This window comes from Flavobacterium sp. JAS (genome assembly GCF_020991455.1).
Classification (GTDB): domain Bacteria; phylum Bacteroidota; class Bacteroidia; order Flavobacteriales; family Flavobacteriaceae; genus Flavobacterium.
Genome location: NZ_JAJMOX010000017.1, coordinates 42598 through 62806, shown reverse-complemented (window position 1 = coordinate 62806; position 20209 = coordinate 42598). Strand labels below are relative to the sequence as shown.

13 protein-coding genes are annotated in these 20209 nt (G+C 33.1%); 7 read left to right on the top strand and 6 right to left on the bottom strand.

Annotated features, from left to right (window positions below; all coding sequences use genetic code 11):
- Positions 1 to 90: 90 nt before the first annotated feature.
- The 5 genes from LPB88_RS21985 (at position 91) to LPB88_RS21965 (ending at position 7885) form a co-directional block, all read left to right on the top strand.
- Positions 91 to 1416 (top strand): PDZ domain-containing protein, encoded by a 1326-nt coding sequence (locus tag LPB88_RS21985; protein WP_230717810.1) that lies wholly within the window; start codon positions 91 to 93, stop codon positions 1414 to 1416.
- 159 nt (positions 1417 to 1575) lie between these two features.
- Positions 1576 to 4206 carry a gliding motility-associated C-terminal domain-containing protein gene (locus tag LPB88_RS21980; RefSeq protein ID WP_230717809.1) on the top strand — a complete coding sequence of 877 codons (2631 nt, stop codon included), beginning with the start codon at positions 1576 to 1578 and terminating at the stop codon, positions 4204 to 4206.
- Positions 4207 to 4238: 32 nt separating this feature from the next.
- A complete protein-coding gene (locus LPB88_RS21975; RefSeq protein WP_230717808.1) occupies positions 4239 to 5174 on the top strand; it encodes a type IX secretion system membrane protein PorP/SprF in 936 nt (311 codons plus the stop codon).
- Positions 5175 to 5184: 10 nt separating this feature from the next.
- On the top strand, positions 5185 to 7284 hold the full coding sequence (locus LPB88_RS21970; RefSeq protein WP_230717807.1) for an OmpA family protein: 2100 nt from the start codon (positions 5185 to 5187) through the stop codon (positions 7282 to 7284).
- A gap of 118 nt (positions 7285 to 7402) precedes the next feature.
- Entirely contained in the window at positions 7403 to 7885 is a 483-nt protein-coding gene (locus LPB88_RS21965) for a hypothetical protein (RefSeq protein WP_230717806.1), read from the top strand.
- A gap of 147 nt (positions 7886 to 8032) precedes the next feature.
- Here the strand turns inward: LPB88_RS21965 and LPB88_RS21960 are convergent, their stop codons facing one another.
- Complete coding sequence (locus LPB88_RS21960) at positions 8033 to 8413, bottom strand: DUF1573 domain-containing protein (protein WP_230717805.1); 381 nt, start codon at positions 8411 to 8413, stop codon at positions 8033 to 8035.
- A gap of 254 nt (positions 8414 to 8667) precedes the next feature.
- Here LPB88_RS21960 and LPB88_RS21955 point away from each other — a divergent pair, with 254 nt between their 5' ends.
- Positions 8668 to 11304 (top strand): valine--tRNA ligase, encoded by a 2637-nt coding sequence (locus tag LPB88_RS21955; RefSeq protein WP_230717804.1) that lies wholly within the window; start codon positions 8668 to 8670, stop codon positions 11302 to 11304.
- Positions 11305 to 11379: 75 nt separating this feature from the next.
- On the opposite strand, the gene LPB88_RS21950 is transcribed toward LPB88_RS21955, so the two are convergent.
- The 3 genes from LPB88_RS21950 to LPB88_RS21940 form a co-directional block, all read right to left on the bottom strand.
- Entirely contained in the window at positions 11380 to 12000 is a 621-nt protein-coding gene (locus LPB88_RS21950) for a GyrI-like domain-containing protein (protein ID WP_230717803.1), read from the bottom strand.
- 203 nt (positions 12001 to 12203) lie between these two features.
- Positions 12204 to 14477 (bottom strand): TonB-dependent siderophore receptor, encoded by a 2274-nt coding sequence (locus tag LPB88_RS21945; RefSeq protein ID WP_230717802.1) that lies wholly within the window; start codon positions 14475 to 14477, stop codon positions 12204 to 12206.
- Between the two features lie 253 nt (positions 14478 to 14730).
- Positions 14731 to 15456, bottom strand: coding sequence for a hypothetical protein (locus LPB88_RS21940; protein WP_230717801.1), 726 nt, complete (start codon positions 15454 to 15456; stop codon positions 14731 to 14733).
- A gap of 215 nt (positions 15457 to 15671) precedes the next feature.
- On the opposite strand from LPB88_RS21940, the gene LPB88_RS21935 reads away from it, so the two are divergent.
- Positions 15672 to 16808 (top strand): MFS transporter, encoded by a 1137-nt coding sequence (locus tag LPB88_RS21935; protein ID WP_230717800.1) that lies wholly within the window; start codon positions 15672 to 15674, stop codon positions 16806 to 16808.
- 366 nt (positions 16809 to 17174) lie between these two features.
- On the opposite strand, the gene LPB88_RS21930 is transcribed toward LPB88_RS21935, so the two are convergent.
- Together LPB88_RS21930 and LPB88_RS21925 are read right to left on the bottom strand one after the other, a co-directional pair.
- Positions 17175 to 17651 carry a DUF6265 family protein gene (locus LPB88_RS21930; RefSeq protein WP_230717799.1) on the bottom strand — a complete coding sequence of 159 codons (477 nt, stop codon included), beginning with the start codon at positions 17649 to 17651 and terminating at the stop codon, positions 17175 to 17177.
- Positions 17652 to 17887: 236 nt separating this feature from the next.
- Positions 17888 to 20191 carry a type IA DNA topoisomerase gene (locus tag LPB88_RS21925; RefSeq protein WP_230717798.1) on the bottom strand — a complete coding sequence of 768 codons (2304 nt, stop codon included), beginning with the start codon at positions 20189 to 20191 and terminating at the stop codon, positions 17888 to 17890.
- Positions 20192 to 20209: the final 18 nt, after the last annotated feature.

Below are 20209 nucleotides of genomic sequence, written 5' to 3'. Positions count from 1 at the left end.
TTTTTTCGAATTTAACGTAAACATTAAAGGGACTTGTAAAAATGTAACAATTATCAATATATTTACTAATTTTATAATAAAAAATTATCAATGAGAAAATATTTCATGTTGTTTTTTGGGCTTTTGGCATCTTTCTTAGCAAATGCTCAAGGAGACTTTTTAATTCAAAACAATAGTAAGAAGGTTACTATTCCTTTTAAATTGATTAATAATCTCATTTTTATTCCGATAAAAGTAAACGGAGTCGAGTTGAATTTCTTGTTAGATTCAGGAGTCGAAGAAACTATCTTGTTTAGTATGGAGGAAAAACAAGAGGTGAGTTTTAATAATGTCGAAAAAATAAAACTGAGAGGGTTAGGAAGTGAACAGGAAATCGAAGGGTTAAAATCAACAAATAATACATTAGAAACACATGGTTTAAGATCTAATAACCATATGGTTTTTATTATTTTGGATCAGGGGTTTAATTTATCATCGCATATTGGGATTCCTGTAAACGGCATCATTGGATATAAGTTTTTTAAAAATAATTTAATAGAAGTTAATTATCAGAAAAAGAAGATTATTGTTCATTTTAATAATGAAGAGTTTAAAAATAAGCTGGAAAAAAAGTTTAAATCAATACCAATAACTATTGAGAGATCTAAGCCTTATATTAATACTACAGCCACTGTAGATGATGTCGAAATTCCGGCAAAACTTCTGATTGATATTGGAAATAGCGATGCGTTTTGGATTTTTGAAAATAAGAAAATCAAATTGCCCAAAAAGAACTTCCCCGACTTTTTAGGAAAAGGTTTTAGTGGCGATATCGAAGGGCACCGAGCTAAAATCGATAAGTTTACCATAGATGAATTTAGTTTTAAAAGACCAATTGTTTCTTTTCCGGATTCAGTATCTGTTCGTAATGTTAAAATGGTTCCGGGTCGAATTGGCTCGGTAGGAGGTGAGGTTTTAAAACGTTTTACAGTTGTTCTGGATTATGCAGATAAAAAAGTATATCTTAAAAAAAACAGTAAATTTTCTGAGCCTTTTACTTATAACAAAAGCGGTATTGTACTTCAACATAATGGATTGCAATGGGTTCAGGAAACGGTGCATTTAGAAACTATACAAGTTGCTAATTCAGCAAGTGAAATGGAAACAAATGCAAAGAGAGATGGGGATTTTAGATATAAATTTTTATTAAAGCCAATTTATGAAATAGTAAATGTTCGTAAAGAATCTCCGGCAGAGAAATGCGGGTTACAAAAAGGCGATGTTATTGTTAGTATTAATAATATAAAACCTTATAAATATACCTTACAACAGATTAATAATCTATTAAAATCTGAAGATGATCTTTGGATTAATTTGGAGATCGAAAGGAATAGTTTGGTTCTTAAATTCAGATTTAAATTAGAAGATGAATTATAAAAATTCGATTAAAATAAATTCATTCTTTTGAATTAAAATAATGATTATCAGTAATATTTTTGTAGTATGCTTGAATTTTGTGAAAAATTAACTGTTAAATTATTTTTTTTGACCAACGAGCGTTAATATTTTATTAAGTTTATGCAAAAATACTAGTTTATGGTTAAAAATTACAATAATTTCTTACAAATTTTTTTAATTTTTGTTTTTTTATCAATTTTTCCTTCTATAATTCATGCACAATGTGCAGGCGATGATAACGTATTTACAGTTTGTGATATTCCAAATAATGCCAATCAAACAATCAATTTGTTTGCAAAATTAAATGGTACACCAGTTTCCGGTGGAGTTTGGGCAGATGTAGACAATTCAGGAGGGCTTAACGCTACTACTGGTATTTTGAATGCACAAGCTATTCGCAGGAGCGGTGTTTATCGTTATAGATACACAGTTAGTGGTGTTAGTGGTTGTACAGATGATTCGGCTATAGTACAAGTTACTATCGGAGGTTATTCAGGAGTTAGTTCTCCCAATGTGACAGTCTGTAGTGATATGAGGAATTATAATCTTTTTAATGCCTTTAGCGGACTCAGTCTAGGACCACAATCGAATGGCAAATGGCACAATGATACTACTGGTCAAAATATGCCATCTTCAATATTTAACGTAGAAAATTTAGAAGGAAATTTCCAATTTACATATACTATGCCAGCTATAGGCACTTGTCCGGCAATGTCATCAATAGTTGTAGTGACTGTGGAAAAAGCACCCAAATCAGGATTGGGAAATAACTTAATTTTGTGTGGAGACGATGATTTAACCTCCTATAATAATTATGATCTGTTTGATGCACTGTCAGGAGAAGATACTAATGGAATTTGGTTTGATTTGAATAATACCGGAGAACTAACTTCTAATGACGATCATTTTATTGATATACAAAATATACATAATAAATTTGGGAGTGGCGGATTTTTTTTTAGTTACGTAGTTGCTTCTTCAAATACAATCTGTCCAGATGCACAAACTATTATTCAAATTTATCTTGAAAGCAAACTTGATTTTACTGGTGCAATTGTTCAGGTAAATTCAGATATTTGTGAAACAGAACTTTTAACAGCGCAATATTCAGTAACTATTACAAGAGGAAACGCAGTTATCCCAAATGGAGCTTATTATGTTACGTTTGATGTTTCGGGACCAAGAGCTCGAAGAGAAACAATAGTAGCAAACTTTATAAACGGAGTTCTTATATTCCCAATTAGTTCAAGTTACTTTCAGACGGTTGGTCGTTTTAAGGTTGATATTGTAAGCATAGTTGCTGTAAATAGTTTAAAGAAATGCACTAACATTATAAATAACCTGTCAGATGAATTAATTGTTTATCCAATTCCGGATTTAGCGGGTGCTAAAATAACTCCTGCAACTGTTTGTCAAAATGAGGATGGAACTATCCAGATCACAGATGCTGTAAAACTTGCAGATGGTGAATATGATATTGTTTACAATCTTACAGGAGCCAACAATGCTTCATCGCAAATTGCAAGATTAACCTTTGTCGGTGGTGTTTCAAATGATTTTATTGTTCCGGGAATATTAAATCAAAAAAGTGGAACTTCAGTTGTTACTATTACTGCAATTACTCATGTAATTTCACAATGTGTAAATAGTGCAAACTTAAAAGGTAATATCTTAATAAATCCGCTGCCAAATGCCACAAGTTTGAGAATGCAAGTCGCCGATGTTTGTTTTGGAGAACAAGTTACAGCATCAGTTTCAGGATTAGGAACCTTAACAGATGTTACCTTATCATATATACTTTTTGGAAGTAATACCGCTACAGTACAAACGGTGGTGTTAACCACTTCGAATGGTAATGCCAGTTTTGCAATTCCTGCCAATTTTATTATTAATACAGGAGTTACAACAATTTCGATTATAAAGTTGACTAATAATATCACTGGTTGTAGTATTGATGTAAGTGGTGTGTCAGATGTTTTTTCTGTAAATTCAATTCCCGTTGCCCCTGCTGCAAATAATCAGGAGTTTTGTAAAGTTGATGGTGCTACCATTGCTAACTTAGAACCAAAAGGAGCTCAATACACCTGGTATGATTCTGCAACAGCAACAACACCTCTTGCAAGTACTTATGTTTTAAAAGCAGAAAACTATTATTTAAGACAGACTACATTAAGATGTATATCTGATCCAACGATGATTACTGTTGCCCTAAATGATACTCCGGCACCTGTATTAAATGATGTTGCTGACTTTTGCGGAGTAGATAATCCTACAATTTTAGATTTATCTAATAAAACAAGTTCACCTTCGACAGTGGTTTGGTATGATGCTCCTAATAATGGAAATTTATTGCCTTCGTCAACTCCTCTGGTCAATAGAACTATTTATTATGGGTTTGATTTATCGACAACGACAAACTGTTATTCTGAACAAAGTACTCCGGTAACAGTTTCTTTAATCGAATGCGATTCTCCTCAATATCCTTTCTTTATTCCTGATGGATTTTCTCCCAATGGAGATGGCGTGAACGATTTGTTTGAAATTACAAATATTGAATTTTTATATCCGAATTATACCATCGAGATTTTTAACAGATACGGAAACGGAATGTATAAAGGTGGAAAAGATAAACCAGGCTGGGACGGAATAAATTACGAGAACAAAGGGCTTAACGGTGGAGTGGCGCCAAATGGAGTTTATTTTTATGTTATCCAATTTAATAAAGACAATAAACCTCCTAAGCAAGGACGACTTTATTTAAATCGATAATTCTTTTTTACATTATTTAATATAATTTTCAAATGAAAAAAATAATACTTTTTATACTTTTTCTCCTCTATATACTACCCGCTTCGGCACAGCAGGACCCAGAATATACCCATTATATGTATAATATGAGTGTGGTTAACCCTGCATATGCAACCGGAACTCCTTTAATGATGAATTTTGGTGGTTTGTACAGAACACAATGGGTTGGAGCATACGGAGCACCAAAAACTTTTACCTTTTTTGGACATACAGCTTTATCTGAAAAGATTGAAGTTGGCCTATCATTGGTCTCAGATGATATTGGAGACGGCGCTAAAAAAGAAAATAATGTTTATGCTGACTTTGCTTATGTTTTAAATTTAGGAGGTAAAAACAAGCTTTCATTAGGACTAAAAGCCGGATTTTCGTCAATGCAAAGTAATTTTAACGGATTCCAGCTACAATCCGGAAATGCAGCTACAGATATAGCTTTCACTCAGGATATTAATGCTACTAAACCTAATATTGGAGTTGGAGTTTATTATTTTAGAGATAATTTTTATGCCGGAATATCAGCACCAAATTTATTGAAATCAAAATACATCGAAGAAAAGTCAGGTATTAATGCTTTTGGAGAAGAAGCGATTCATACTTTCTTAACTGCGGGATATGTTTTTCAGGTCAATGATATGTGGAAGGTAAAACCTGCATTCATGGCGAAATTTGTAAAAGGAGCGCCAGTTTCTGTAGATTTAACGGCGAATGTTCTCTATAATAACAAGTTTGAACTTGGTGCAGCTTATAGAATAGACGATGCTGTGAGTGCTTTAGTAAATATCAATGTTACACCATCTTTGAGAGTTGGTTATGCTTATGATTATACACTTTCAAATTTAGGACAGTTTAATTCGGGAACGCATGAAATTATGCTGCTTTTTGATTTAGATTTATTAGGAAAAGGATATGATAAATCGCCAAGATTCTTTTAAGATGAAAAATATGAAAAAACTACTCGTTATTATATTCGTATTTTCAATACAGTTTATAAATGCTCAGGATAATGATTTGGTTAGAGCCAAACGTTTTTTTGATAAAACATATTATGCAGAAGCCATTACATTATATGGAAAGCTTGCCGAAGAAAAACCTTCTCAGGAAGTTATTAAAAATCTGGCAGACTCTTATTATTATACCAATGATCTGATAAAAGCACAACGTTATTATAGACTTTTAATTAAAAGTTATAGTAACGATTTAAGTCGGGACTATTATTTTAGATATGCTCAGGCGCTAAAAGCTACAAATAGTTATGATGATGCAAATGCTGTTTTAAGAGAATATTACAGTAAATCCGGTAAAACTGAAGATGTTGCTAATTTCGAAAATGAGATTAAAACATTAGAAAATGTGTCAGCAATTGGGAAACGATTTGAGATTAAAAATCTGGCTATAAATACTCCAAATTCTGAATTTGGTGCTGTAAAATATAAAGACAATTTAGTGTTTGCCGGAGTAAAGCTAAAACCAGGATTATTTGATAAAAAATTTAAATGGGATAATGAAACCTATTTGAATATTGTAAAAGTGCCACTTCAAAACATTAATTCTACCGATGCAGATATTAGTTATTTTGCTGATGAATTAAAAACCGGAATGCACGAATCGAATGCTATTTTTACAAAAGATGGAAAAACGATTTACTTTACGCGAAATAATTCTAAGAAAGGAAGAAGGAAAAAGAACGATCAGAAAATTTCTAATCTTCAAATTTTTAAAGCCGAATTGGTTGACGGAAAATGGAAAAATATAGTTTCATTACCTTTCAATAGTCCAAATTATTCTGTAGAACATCCTGCTCTAAGTCCAGATGAAAAAGTATTGTACTTTGCATCAGATATGCCTGGAAGTTTAGGCTCGTTTGATATCTATTCGGTAAATGTAAATAAAGGAGCGTTTGATACGCCGCGAAATTTAGGTCCGGAAGTAAATACAGATAAAAGAGAACAATTCCCTTTTGTTTCGGCAGATAATAAACTTTATTTTTCTTCAGATGGACATTTGGGTTACGGATCACTTGATGTTTTTGTTTCAGAAACTAAAGGAAATGAACATACAAAAGCGGTTAATATTGGTTTGCCTTTGAATTCTAATTTGGATGATTTTGCCTTTAATATTGATTCAGATACCAAAGAAGGATATTTTGCATCCAATAGAGAAGGCGGAAAAGGAAATGACGATATTTATTCGTTTAAAGAAACAAAAGATTTAATTGTAGAAGATTGTAAGCAGTTTATTGCAGGAACAATTACAGATATTAATACCAATTTGGTTCTTGAAAATGCGACTGTAATATTGCAAGATTCAGATAAAAAGACATTAAGCACATTTACTACAACTTCAGACGGGAAATTTAGTTTTACTGTTGCTTGCGAAAGTGCTTATACAGTTGTGGCATTTAAAGAAAAATACACAAATGAATCGAAAACTTTGGTGATAGGAAAAGTAAGATATCAAACTAACGACGGTTCATTGGCGCTTAAATCTTTAGAAGCAATTAAATTGGAAGAAAAGCAAAATGCAGAAAATAAAAGAAAACAAGAGATTATTATAGAAGAGGAAAATAAGAAAAAAGAAGCTTTGGCTGCTATTGCTTTAGCGGAAGCGGCAGAAGTTAAGAAGAAAGAAAAAGTTGCTGAGATTTTAAAGCAGGAAAAAGATGTTGTAAAAGATAATAAGGACAGATTAATAATCAAAACAGACCCTATTTATTTTGATTACAATATGTGGTACATCCGTAAAGAATCTAAAGTAGTTTTAGGCAGAGTTGTAGCTTTGATGAATAAATATCCGGGAATGGTTATCGAAATTGGTTCGCATACAGATTCGCGCGGAAATGCTAAATTTAATGAAGACTTGTCGCAAAAAAGAGCTAATTCGACCAGAGAATTTATTATTCAGTCTGGGATAAATGCAAGCAGAGTTACTGCCAAAGGTTACGGAGAATCTGTGCCAATTATAAAATGTAAAACAGATGATTCCTGTTCAGAAGAAGAGCACGAATTAAACAGAAGAAGCGAATTTGTCATTAAGAAATTATAGATAAGCCGATTTAAATCTGTTAGAAATAAGAAAAAATATAATTTTAAAAAGAAGCCTTTTTTTTGGCTTCTTTTTTATTTAATTTTATAAAATAACAATGAACTTAAAATATTTAATTATGAAAAAACCAGTTATATTTTGCTTGCTTATAGCTTGCATTGGATTCCAAAGTTGTAAAAACGATGAAAAAAAGAAAGAACTTGAAGCTGCAAAAGCTGATGGAGAAAAAGTTGTAAGTGTTCAATGTTATAAAGCGATATATGAAAAAGACACAATTGATTTAAAAGTAAATACATTAAAAAACGGAAAGGTATCTGGAGATATGATAATGAAAGTTGCTAAAGCGCCGGTAAGAACCGGTGAAGTAGCAGGAGAATTTAAAGGTGATACTTTATTTATAGATTATACTTTTGTTGATACTGCCAATAAAGATACAAAGTTCAAAAACCCAATGGCATTTTTAAAACGTGACAAACAACTTATTCTAGGAAACGGAACGATGCAAACCACTATGGGTGTTACTTATTTAGTAAAAGATAAACCAATTGATTTTGTAAACGTAAAATATAAATTTGCAACAGTTGAATGTACTGGTAAATAAAAGTTAGACAATCTAACTTTTATCATATTCTAGACAAACCCGACAGGTTTTTAAAACCTGTCGGGTTTAATCCAGAATTGTATTCATAAAAAAAAGCCGTTTCTTTAATAAGAAACGGCTTTTATTATTTTTTAGATTTTATTGTTTTTATAAAACTTCTCCTTTAATTTTTAAGGCAACTCTACCGTCAGGATAGTTTACAGCATTGGTTTCAACAGTAATTGTTTTACGAATAGGACCGGAAATCATATTGTATTTTACATCAATTTTTCCTTTTTTTCCTGGCAAAATAGCTGCGGCAGGTTTTGTAACGACAATTGAGCTTACAGTAGATTCTGCAGCAGTAATTAATAGTGGTGCATCTCCTGTGTTTGTAAATTCAAAAGAGCGAACTCCATTATCACCCTTAGAAATTTTTCCATAATCGATTGTGTTGTCTAGGGCGGCAAATTCAATTTTTGGGCCGTTTTGCGCATAACCAATTGTACAAAACAATGCGATTACAATAAAAGTGGCAACATTTTTCATTTGAAATTATTTTAAATTGTAAGTAAATATACTTTGTTTTAATTAATACACAAATTTTTATTTCGCTTTTTATAGTGTCTTTAATTATTTACTTTTGCTGTCAGTTATAATTACAAAAATTGAACCAGTTTTTTTTTACTGTTTATTTGTTTAACTGTTTAATCGTTTAATTGGTTTAAAAACATAACAAATCAACGATTAAACAAATTAACAATTAAACGGTTAAACCAACAATTAAACATATCCACGATAAAATGACAATTCCAGCACAGTTTGACGCTAAGACGATCGAGAATAAATGGTATGATTACTGGATGAAAAACAATTATTTTCATTCAGAGCCAGATCATAGAACACCTTATACAATTGTAATTCCGCCGCCAAACGTGACAGGAGTCTTGCACATGGGGCATATGTTGAACAATACAATTCAGGATGTTTTAATTCGTAGAGCACGTCTTAAGGGTTTCAATGCTTGTTGGGTTCCGGGAACGGATCACGCATCGATTGCGACTGAAGCAAAAGTTGTAGCTAAATTAAAAGCAGAGGGAATCAATAAAAATGATTTAACTCGCGAAGAATTTTTAGCACATGCTTGGGAATGGACAGATAAATATGGTGGCGTAATCCTTGATCAGCTTAAAAAATTAGGTGCTTCTTGCGATTGGGAAAGAACCAAATTTACGATGGATCCTGATATGTCTGCTTCTGTAATTAAGTCATTTGTTGATTTATATAATAAAGGATTAATCTATAGAGGATATCGAATGGTAAACTGGGATCCTGAAGCAAAAACAACTTTATCTGACGAAGAAGTTATTTATGAAGAACAACAAGGAAAATTATTTTTCTTAAAATATAAAATTGAAGGAACTGAGGAATTTTTGACCATTGCCACAACACGTCCTGAAACTATTTTTGGAGATACTGCAATCTGTATTAATCCAAACGATGAGCGTTTTACCCATTTAAAAGGTAAAAAAGCAATCGTTCCTATTTGTGGTCGTGTAATTCCGATTATCGAAGATGAGTATGTAGATGTAGAATTCGGAACCGGATGTTTAAAAGTGACTCCGGCGCACGATATGAATGACAAAACGCTAGGAGAGAAGCACAATCTTGAAATCGTTGATATTTTTAATGAAGATGCTACGCTAAATAGCTTCGGATTACATTATCAAGGAAAAGATCGCTTTGTGGTTCGTACCGAAATTGCAAAAGAATTAGAAGAAATGGGAGCTTTGGCAAAAACTGAAATCCATTTGAATAAAGTTGGAACATCTGAAAGAACCAAAGCGGTAATCGAACCAAGATTATCAGATCAATGGTTTTTGAAAATGGAAGATTTAGTAAAACCTGCAATCCAATCTGTTTTGGTTGATGGAGATATTAAATTGCATCCAAAACGTTTTGAAAACACTTATGCACATTGGTTAAATAATATCCGTGATTGGAATATCTCTCGTCAGTTGTGGTGGGGACAACAAATTCCGGCTTATTATTATGGCGATGGAAAAGAAGATTTCGTAGTTGCAGAAAACATCGAAGATGCATTAAAATTAGCACAAGAAAGAACATCTAACAATTCACTAACAACATCTGACTTAAAACAAGATGTTGATGCATTAGATACTTGGTTTTCTTCTTGGCTGTGGCCGATGTCAGTTTTTGGTGGAATAATGGATCCGGAAAGTGCAGATTATAAATATTATTATCCAACAAATGACTTGGTAACAGGTCCGGATATTTTGTTTTTCTGGGTTGCCAGAATGATTATTGCAGGTTACGAATATGCTGGTGAAAAACCATTTACAAATGTATATTTAACGGGTTTAGTTCGTGATAAACAACGTCGTAAAATGTCTAAGTCATTAGGAAATTCTCCTGATCCTTTAGACTTGATCGAAAAATTTGGTGCAGATGGAGTTCGTGTAGGATTACTTTTGAGTGCTTCTGCAGGAAATGACATTATGTTTGATGAAGAATTATGTCTTCAAGGAAAATCATTTACTAATAAAATATGGAATGCTGTTAGATTGATTAAAGGTTGGGAAGTTTCAGATACTATTCCACAACCGGAATCATCAAAAGTAGCGATCGAATGGTACGAAGCGAAGTTGCAACAAACTTTAGTTGACATTGAAGATAATTTTGAGAAATACAGAATTTCAGATTCTTTAATGGCGATTTATAAATTGGTTTGGGATGATTTCTGTTCTTGGTTTTTAGAGATGATTAAACCGGCATATCAACAACCAATTAATAAAGCAACGTTTGATAAAGCAATCGAAATGTTAGAAAGTAACTTGAAATTACTTCATCCGTTTATGCCTTTCTTAACTGAGGAAATTTGGCATTTAATTGCTGACAGAACTCCGGAAGAAGCTTTAATTGTTTCGACTTGGCCAGAATTGAAACTATTCAACGCAAGTTTGATTACTGATTTTGAAAATACAATTGAAGTAATTTCAGGAATTAGAACCATTAGAAAAGATAAAAATATTCCGTTTAAAGATGCAATCGAATTGAAAGCAATCAACAGCGAGAACATTTCGACATATTTTGATACAATCGTAACGAAATTAGGTAATATATCAGCTTTCGAATATGTTTCAGCTAAAGTTGAAGGTGCATTATCTTTCCGTGTAAAATCAAATGAATATTTCATTCCAATTTCAGGAGGAAATATTGATGTTGAAGCCGAAATCTCAAAACTGACCGCAGAGTTGGTTTACACACAAGGTTTCTTAAAATCTGTTCAGGCAAAATTGTCGAATGAGAAATTTGTTGCCGGAGCACCAGAGAAAGTTCTGGCAAACGAAAAGCAAAAAGAAGCTGATGCATTAGCAAAAATTGCTACAATCGAGCAAAGTATTGCTGGTTTGAAATAAGAATCAGATTTACTTTTAAAAATAAAAAATCCCAATACTAAAACTAGTATTGGGATTTTTGCATTTAATTAAGTTTTATTTTACGGGTTCTCTTAATATTGTTTTCAATTTTTCGGGAGGCGTTTTTCGGAAATCAGATAAATAGATTTCATGATGCATTCCGTTTTTTTGCAAATTATTGTTCTTAGAAAACTCCTGAATTTGTTTAAGCGTTTCGGGCTCATTGGCAAAAGGTCCAATATGAAGAATTTGTATTACTTTGCCTTCTGTCATTTCATAAAATTCAATTGTGTCTGCTTGTTTTATTTGTTTTTTGATGGCAATATCAATAGCAGTTTCAACTTGTTCTTTGGTAACAAAATCTGGCATTCTAATCATGAGTCTGTAATTCCATTCGCTTCTTGGAATTTTTAATGGTGCTTCATCAATAGATATATTATTGTATTTTTCTTCATCAAAACTCCATAAAGCTTCAAGCTTTGGAACAACAAAATCATTATTTAATGTTTTGCACATAAATTTTATCGCATAAGCTGTTGGATACAACGCCTGAATATTATCTGCAAATGCTTCACCTGAAGGATCACCTTTGCCCACAATTGATAAATAATGTGCTTTTTCGATATGTATTATTTGAGGCTTAGCTTTGGCAGTATAATATATCTTATCTGTCTTTGTTAAATCTAATTTATTCATTTTTTGGATGTTTAGATTACAAAGTAAATTACATCTGGTGACAACCCTATGTCATTAGTAATTCTGTTTTTACTTCTTTTTAGTCAAAACAAAAAACCTCATTTATCACTAAATGAGGTTTTTTATAAAGATCAAAGCTTCTTCTGCTTTTCAAAAGAAAGAAACAGAAAAAGCTTTGGTTGATTAAAATCTAATTCAAATTTTTAGAATTTGTATCTTAAGCTTGTCATAATCTGACGAGGTGCAATTGGATTCACACTGTAATTTTCGTGAACAGTATAGTTCAATTCATTTGTAATATTTGATAATCTACATAAGATTGAGATTTTTTTCCAAGTATAACCAGCTGACACGTCTATTGTTGTGTAACCTTCTAAAGGGATTTCTCTATCCCAGATTCCGTTTGGTTTAGTAGAATCGTATTGATTGTTCCAACCTCCAGTTCTTTTTCCAATATAATTTCCGATTGCTCCAACAGAAACTCCTTTAAAGAAACCATCTTGCAGCGTGTAGAAGAAACTTAAATTTGCTGTGTTTGCGGGAGTTCTTGCTAAACGATCACCTTCTATAAAACTTCCGTTTAATCCAGATGTTTGTGTATAGCGCATATCATTATAACTGTAACCTGCAATAATGTTTAAACCTTCAGTTGGTCTTGCTGTAATATCAATTTCAATACCTTTACTTTTAGTTTCCCCGCTTAAGACTTTTACGTTAGTGTCAATATTTGGAGTTGTTCCGTCTGCTTTAAATTCGGCTGTTTGTGCTAAATTACTGTTCGTAATTTGATAAACCGTAAAGTTTGCACTAAAAAGTCCGCGTAAGAAATCTGTTTTAATTCCTGCTTCATATTGATCAATAATCGATGGAGCAATTGGTTTTAAATCTGCAGTTGTTCCTGTATTTGGTGTAAATGAACTTGAGTAGCTACCAAACAAAGAGATTTCTTTTGTTGGTTGGTAAATTAATCCAAATTTTGGAGAAAAAGCATTATCTAGTTTTTTACTACCAACAACGGGTGTTGTTTTTTCCGGGCTTACGGTTTGAACTCCGCTAGCAAGGGTTTCTTTGTAAGTTGTTACTTCAGCTTCTTGCCAAGACCAACGAACACCAGCTAAAACCTTGAATTTATCTGTAATAGAAATCAAGTCTTGAAAATAGGCACCAAAACGATTGGTTTCCGTTTTTGCGATTTGAGTAGCTCTTGCATTCGGAATATCATTTCTTTGTGTCGAAGGATCGAAATCAAAAAGATAGATAGTATCATAAAGATTCGGATCATATTTACCATTTACCTTAACTGCTTTTTCGTTAAAAGCATAAGTATAAGCAGTTGCAAATGAATTTTCCCAATCTACACCTGTATATATCTGATGTTTTACAGATCCGGTACTAAAGTTTCCTTGCAGGCTTAATTGGTCTCCAAGAATTTGCTCTAAGTTTTTCCCTTGAGTTAATCCTCTATTCCAGTAGCCAGGTGTTGGGTATATTTTAGTATCATCTAAATTAGACAATTGTGCTGTTGATTTTTGGGTTCTGTTGTAAGTCTGGAATGAACTATTAAAATTAAGTTTCCAGTTTTTATTGAAGTCATGATTTAATAATGCGGATGCGCTGGCAGATTTTGTATTACCATTAGACCAAAGAGATCCGTAAAAAGCATTACGTGGCAAGTCTAAAATTTGTTTTCCTATGATTCCAGTTCCAAAATCCGGAGTCCAGTCTGCTGTTAAATAATCTCCTTGAAGAGTAATTTGTGTTTTTTTGCTTACATCAAAAAGTAAAGATGGATTTATGTATAAACGTTCGTTTTTTACTACATCTCTAAAGCTTTCAGAGTTTTCATATGATCCATTAATTCTAAAAGCAATAGATTTAGTTAAAGGACCATAAAAATCGATAGATGGCTTATAAAAAGCATAACTACCCATTTGCATTGATATTTCACCGCCTTTTTTAAACGATGGTGTTTTGGTTACAAGATTTAAGATTCCACCTGGCGCAACATTTCCAAATAATAAGGCTGACCCTCCTTTTAGAAATTCTACTTTCTCTAAACCAGAAACATCTGGGATAGAACCAGCATTATAGCGAAATCCGTTTTTAAACATATTATTGGCTGACATGTCGTATCCTCTTGAGAAAAAAGATTCCTGAGCACCACCACGGGCTGAACTTACGTAAACACCATTTGCATTTTTTACTACTTCGCTTAATCTGATTGCTTGTTGTTGCTCAATAATTTCAGCACCAATAACTTGTATTGTTTGTGGATTATCCATTGGTTTTAATCCTGAACGAACTGCTGTTACTGGTTTTGGTTCTTTGCTTTTAGTAACAATTACTTCATTAAGAATTTCTCCTTTTTTGTTTCTTACAGTGTCGTTTACAGCCGAACCGCTTTCTGAACTTGCATAGTTTTGACTATAAGAGGCTAAACTTAAAAATGAAAATCCGAAGAGTAAAATATATTTCATGTTGTTTATTAAGAATAAGTAAAAATAATTTTTGCAAATATAAATAGGTAGATCTTCTCTCGCAAAGTTTATTTAGATTAATTATGGCTAATGTTGTAACTATTTATATGTTAATTATTTGTGAAATATATTTGCAGGAAAATTAATATGTAAAATGGTTTTTGTTGTTGGTTAAAGTTGATTTTTTTTAAACAAAAACAAAAAAAACCTTGCTGTAAAGAAGCAAGGTTTGTTGAAGGAGGTAGAAAACAATCTATTTTACAGTAATTAAATAAGTAGCCATTTTCCAGATTTCGTCATATTTTTTACCATTATGTTCTCCGGCAGCTTTTTCGGTATAAGCAAATTCTACCATATAGTTTCCTGGCCAGATTGGTGTAAACGAAATTTCTCCGTTTTCATTACTCCATAATTCTTTTTCCCAACCGTTTGGGGCAATTACTTTCATTTTTTGTTTTTTGGCTACTTTAGCTTCGTATAATGCATTTACATTAATTTTAGCTTTTTGTTTTGCAGTTGTTGCATCTTTAGAAAATAAGCTGATAACATTTGAATTTACTGATGCTTCGTTTCCTTTTGCAGGATTACCAACCGTAACGGTAGCACTTGAGTTATAGTCCAATTTCATTGTTCCGTAAACATCTTTTACCGTATGGTGCATTACTACTGTATAAACACCGTCTTCATCTGGTGTGAAAAAAGCCTGATATTTATTTTCTAAAGCTGTTGCAGAAAGTTTCGTTTCTTTGTTTGAAGGACTGATTACTACTAATGAAAAGTCTTTTAAATCAGAGAACCATTTAGCAGAAGCAGTAATGTCGTTATCTGAAAATTCTCCAAAGAAAACAGAGATTTCCTGTGCTTTACCTTTAGTACCGGTTGCTTTAGTTTCGATCCAAAGAGCATGAGCAAATAGGGCAGGACTAACAACTAACATTAGAAGTGAAAATGTTATAGATTTTAAAATTTTAGATTTCATAGTATTAAATTAAAGAGTTAATGTTTACTATCACAAATGTAAAGTTTAATATTATTTAAACAATATTTATTTAGAATAAATACTAATAATGATTTTTGACGTTGTAAAGCGGACTTAGAAATTAGAAAGAACAATCTTGAAATAGATTGCCTTTAAAAGCTTAATTTTGCAGCATTAAACAGAGTTACTACATGATTTTACCCTTCTTAAAAAAAATGCAAAATTCGCCAAAAGGATTCCGTTTAGCCAATACTGTATTTTTTTTCATCTCCGGATTTGGATACTCTTCCTGGGTATCCCGAATTCCACACATCCAAGCGCAATTGCATTTGTCTGAAGCTGAATTTGGTGCTGTTTTATTTGCATTTCCAATAGGTTTAATGTTAACAATGCCTTTTACAGGAATGTTGTTAAATAAATATAGCAGCCGTTATATTATGTTGTTAGGAGCAATCATGTTTAATATTGCTTTGTCGTTGCCTGGTTTGGCTGCATTTGTATGGCAGTTAGTTATTATACTTTTAATGTTTGGAGCTTCCCGCAATATTTTTAATTTATCTATTAATGCACAATCTCTGGAGGTTCAAAAGTTATATCCCAAATCAATCATAACGCGTTTTCATGCAGTTTGGAGTATTGCAGTTTTTTCCGGAGCAGGTTTTGGTTACATAATGGTTACACAGAATATTACGCCTGTTTATCATTTGCTGGGAGTAAGTATTTTTCTAATGGGACTTACAGCTTGTTTTTATCCTGTAAGTATTCATAATGAGCCTGAACCGGTTAAGAAGAAGTTCTTTTCGATGCCGGAAAAAAATCTAATAAAGTTTGCTTTGATCTGTTTTGTTTCTATGGCTTGCGAAAATACCATGTACGATTGGAGTGGTATTTATTTTAAGAATATTTTGAAAGCTTCTCCCAAACTAACCAGCGCGGCATTTGTATTTTTTGCAACTGCGGTAACTTTAGGGCGTTTGTTTGGAGATTATGGCGTAATGAAATTTGGAACAAAACGAATTTTGCTTTACAGCGGTATTTTGATCACCTTAGGATTTGGTATTTGTTTTGTCATGCCATACGTTTATCCAACTATTTTTGGTTATGTTTTAATTGGATTTGGAGTTTCCTGTGTCGTTCCGTTAGTGTTTAGTATCGCCGGAAGATCATCAAAACTAAGCAGTGGTTCTGCTTTAACTTCTATTTCAACAATTGGTTATCTGGGTTTTTTACTTGTTCCGCCAATGGTTGGGTTTATCTCTGAATATCTAAGTATGAAATGGGCATTTTTTGTAATGGCGCTTTTAGGTATTCTGATGATTTTTATGGTGAATAAAATAGGGGAGAACGAGTAGTTTTTTTTAAGCTACTAAGATGCTGAGTTGCTAAGGTTCTAAGTTTTTTTTCTGAGGACGTTTGTTGTAAAGACTCTAAGAGACGAATGTTCGTTTCTCGCAATCCCGATGACTATCGGGAGCAAAAGCGCAAAGGTTTTTAGGTTTTTTTTGCAGATAATTAGAAAGCTTTTAAACCAAATTATAAATTAAATTTCAACGGATTGAAATCTGTTGCTACAGTATAATCCATTCCTTCGGAATTCTAAAATCAACAAAAAAGAACAATCGGTTCGGCAAATTTTGTAGAGCTGGACTTCAGTCCAGTTGCGCACAGTTAGAAAAAAGCTAAAAACCTTTGCGCTTTTGAGTCTTTGCGAGAGATCATTATTTTTTCGTCATAATAAATCTTTCCGTAGTCATTTTCCCTTGTAAATTCCCGGAAATTTCAGCAGTCAAAGTGTTATTAGCACCTTTTGTATAAGTGATTTTTTGAGGATAATCGTGTTTTGGATTTTCGAAAACCAATTGTTTGTCAGATTCAGAAGTTGAAGGAAAAGCCACTGGTTTATCATCATTCTGACCTTTTACAGTCGCAAGATAAGTCAGCGTTTCGCCTTTTTGAGCAAGAACGATGTTCTCAAGATGAATAGTATCTTTTTCTTTTATAAAATAAGATGCAGCGCTAAAAGTACTGTCGTTTAGTTTGATCCAGTTTTCGGAAAGTACTCCGTCTGGCGAAGTATTTTCCCAGTTCCCAATAAGCCAATCGGCTATTTTGATTTTATCTTTCTCAACAGATTCCTTTTTTTGACAAGAAACAACGGCTGTTAAAAGTATTAAAAGAGTAATTTTCTGAAACATATAGTTTGATATTTGGTGTTAATTTGAAGTACTAAAGTATGAAAAAAAACTTGCCACAGATTAAAAGGATTAAAATGATTTTTTTTCACGCAGATTTAAAAAGATTTAAGCATATGTTCGCAGATTTATATAATCTATATCAAAATTAAATCTGCCTTAATCTGCAGAATCTGTGTGAAATAAAAATTCGCGCTAATTAGTGAATCCCGATAGCTATCGGGAGTGGTAAAAAAAATCTATACGCTTTCTTGTAGAATGGAATAAACCAGTTCTTTAGTCGGTTTTTGATCTTTTAATTTGGCTCTCACATCGTCAAAAGTGACTTTGAAATCACAGCCTAATTTATAATCGCCACAGCCATAAGCAGTTTTTCCTTTCATGATGGTGCCTTTTTTACATTTCGGACATGTTAGTGCATCCGAAGCTGCATCTGATTTTACTTTTGGAGTTGCTTTCTTTGGTTCTAATTTGAGTTTGTAATTTTCTTCAAAGCGAATCAAGCCCTCAACGGTTCTGTCCTCGATTTTAAAGCCTTTTATATTGACTGTCGATCCTTTTTGAACCAATCTTAAATACTGACTCTCCGTTATTTTTTTCTCTGCAAAAGTATAAGGCAATACAAAATCACAACCTGATTTGTAATTACCACAGCCATAAGCCGATTTCCCTTTTATAAGAGTTGCTTTTTGACATTTCGGACAGGTTTCTGCCAAGATTCCGGCAGCTTTCTTTTTCTCTACTTTTACAATTTCTTTTTGAGTGGCAGTGGCATGCGAAATATTAGCGTGTCTGGTTTCACTTCGTACTTCGGTAACCAAAGCCTCGACCATCCGCTTCATATTTTTGATAAAGGCTCCTGCGGTAAAAGTACCTTTTTCAATATCTTTCAATTGTTTTTCCCAAGAACCTGTAAGTTCGGCTGATTTGATTAATTCGTTTTGAATTGTATCAATCAATTGAATCCCCGTTGGTGTTGGTAAAACCTGTTTTTTATTTCGAACAATGTATTGACGCTTAAAAAGTGTTTCAATAATATTCGCACGTGTTGACGGACGTCCAATACCGTTTTCTTTCATCAATTCGCGCAAATCTTCATCGTCTACTTGTTTTCCTGCGGTTTCCATCGCACGAAGTAAAGTCGCTTCTGTAAACTGATTGGGTGGTTTTGTTTCTTTTTCTAAAAAAGAGGGTTCATGCGGACCTTTTTCTCCCACAACAAAACTTGGTAATATATCGGCTTCTTTTTCTTTGGCATTCGGGTCTTCAAAAACAACACGGAATCCCTTTTTTAAGATCTCTTTTCCGGTGGTTTTAAAGTGCACTTCGGCAGCTTTTCCAATTACTGTAGTATTGGCAACCAAACAATCATCATAAAATACGGCAATAAAACGTCTGGTAATAATGTCGTAAACTTGCTGTTGATTGTACTGCAAATTGGCTTCTATTCCGGTTGGAATAATAGCGTGGTGATCCGTTACTTTTTTATCGTTAAAAACCTTGGGGGATTTTTTTATTTTTTTACCTAAAAGAGGTTGTGTTAATTCGGCATAATGCGTTAATTTTTGCAAAATCCCTGGGACTTTCGGGTAAATATCGTTTGGTAAAAACGTTGTATCAACTCTGGGATAGGTAACAACTTTTTGCTCGTACAAGGTTTGTACAATTTTAAGCGTTTCATCTGCCGAAAATCCAAACTTTGTATTGCAATATACTTGTAAACCTGTTAAATCAAATAGTTTAGGAGCAAACTCGTTTCCGTTCTTTTTTTCGACCGAAACAATTTCAAATTCACTTTCTTTGACTTTATTCGACAAAAGTTCTCCATCTTCCTTTTTTAGAAAACGACCTTCTTCATAACTAAAAAGTGTTTCTCTGTACAGAGTCTGTAATTCCCAATAGGGCTGAGGTTTAAAGTTTTCGATTTCTTTCCAACGATCAACCACCATTGCCAATGTTGGTGTTTGCACACGACCGATAGACAATACTTGTTTGTAACCGCCATGTTTTACAGTGTACAAACGTGTGGCATTCATACCTAATAACCAGTCGCCAATGGCTCTTGAAAATCCGGCGTAGAATAAATTGTCGTAGTTGGCAGACGGTTTTAAGTTTTCAAAACCTTCTTTTATGGCTTCTGTCGTTAGGGACGAAATCCATAAACGCTGAACTTCGCCTTTGTAATGCGCTTCGTTCATCACCCAACGCTGAATAAGTTCTCCTTCTTGCCCGGCATCCCCGCAGTTTATAACCACTTCGGCTTTGTCGAACAGACTTTTTACGATTTTAAATTGCTTCTGAATTCCTGAATTTTCAACGACTTTGGTTTCGAATTTTTCAGGAAGCATGGGTAAATTGTTCAAATCCCAGCTTTTCCAGTGTGGTTTGTAATCGTTAGGTTCTTTTAAGGTACATAAATGCCCAAAAGTATAGGTCACGGCGTATCCGTTGCCTTCATAATATCCATCGTGCTTGGTATTGGCTCCCAAAACGGATGCGATTTCTCGTGCTACACTTGGTTTTTCGGCAATACAGACCTTCATTTTTCTCCTTCGTTATTT

Coding starts and splice junctions, on each gene's coding strand:
- LPB88_RS21985 (WP_230717810.1), top strand. CDS start 91: ATGAGAAAATATTTCATGTTGTTTTTTGGGCTTTTGGCATCTTTCTTA.
- LPB88_RS21980 (WP_230717809.1), top strand. CDS start 1,576: ATGGTTAAAAATTACAATAATTTCTTACAAATTTTTTTAATTTTTGTT.
- LPB88_RS21975 (WP_230717808.1), top strand. CDS start 4,239: ATGAAAAAAATAATACTTTTTATACTTTTTCTCCTCTATATACTACCC.
- LPB88_RS21970 (WP_230717807.1), top strand. CDS start 5,185: ATGAAAAAACTACTCGTTATTATATTCGTATTTTCAATACAGTTTATA.
- LPB88_RS21965 (WP_230717806.1), top strand. CDS start 7,403: ATGAAAAAACCAGTTATATTTTGCTTGCTTATAGCTTGCATTGGATTC.
- LPB88_RS21960 (WP_230717805.1), bottom strand. CDS start 8,413: ATGAAAAATGTTGCCACTTTTATTGTAATCGCATTGTTTTGTACAATT.
- LPB88_RS21955 (WP_230717804.1), top strand. CDS start 8,668: ATGACAATTCCAGCACAGTTTGACGCTAAGACGATCGAGAATAAATGG.
- LPB88_RS21950 (WP_230717803.1), bottom strand. CDS start 12,000: ATGAATAAATTAGATTTAACAAAGACAGATAAGATATATTATACTGCC.
- LPB88_RS21945 (WP_230717802.1), bottom strand. CDS start 14,477: ATGAAATATATTTTACTCTTCGGATTTTCATTTTTAAGTTTAGCCTCT.
- LPB88_RS21940 (WP_230717801.1), bottom strand. CDS start 15,456: ATGAAATCTAAAATTTTAAAATCTATAACATTTTCACTTCTAATGTTA.
- LPB88_RS21935 (WP_230717800.1), top strand. CDS start 15,672: ATGCAAAATTCGCCAAAAGGATTCCGTTTAGCCAATACTGTATTTTTT.
- LPB88_RS21930 (WP_230717799.1), bottom strand. CDS start 17,651: ATGTTTCAGAAAATTACTCTTTTAATACTTTTAACAGCCGTTGTTTCT.
- LPB88_RS21925 (WP_230717798.1), bottom strand. CDS start 20,191: ATGAAGGTCTGTATTGCCGAAAAACCAAGTGTAGCACGAGAAATCGCA.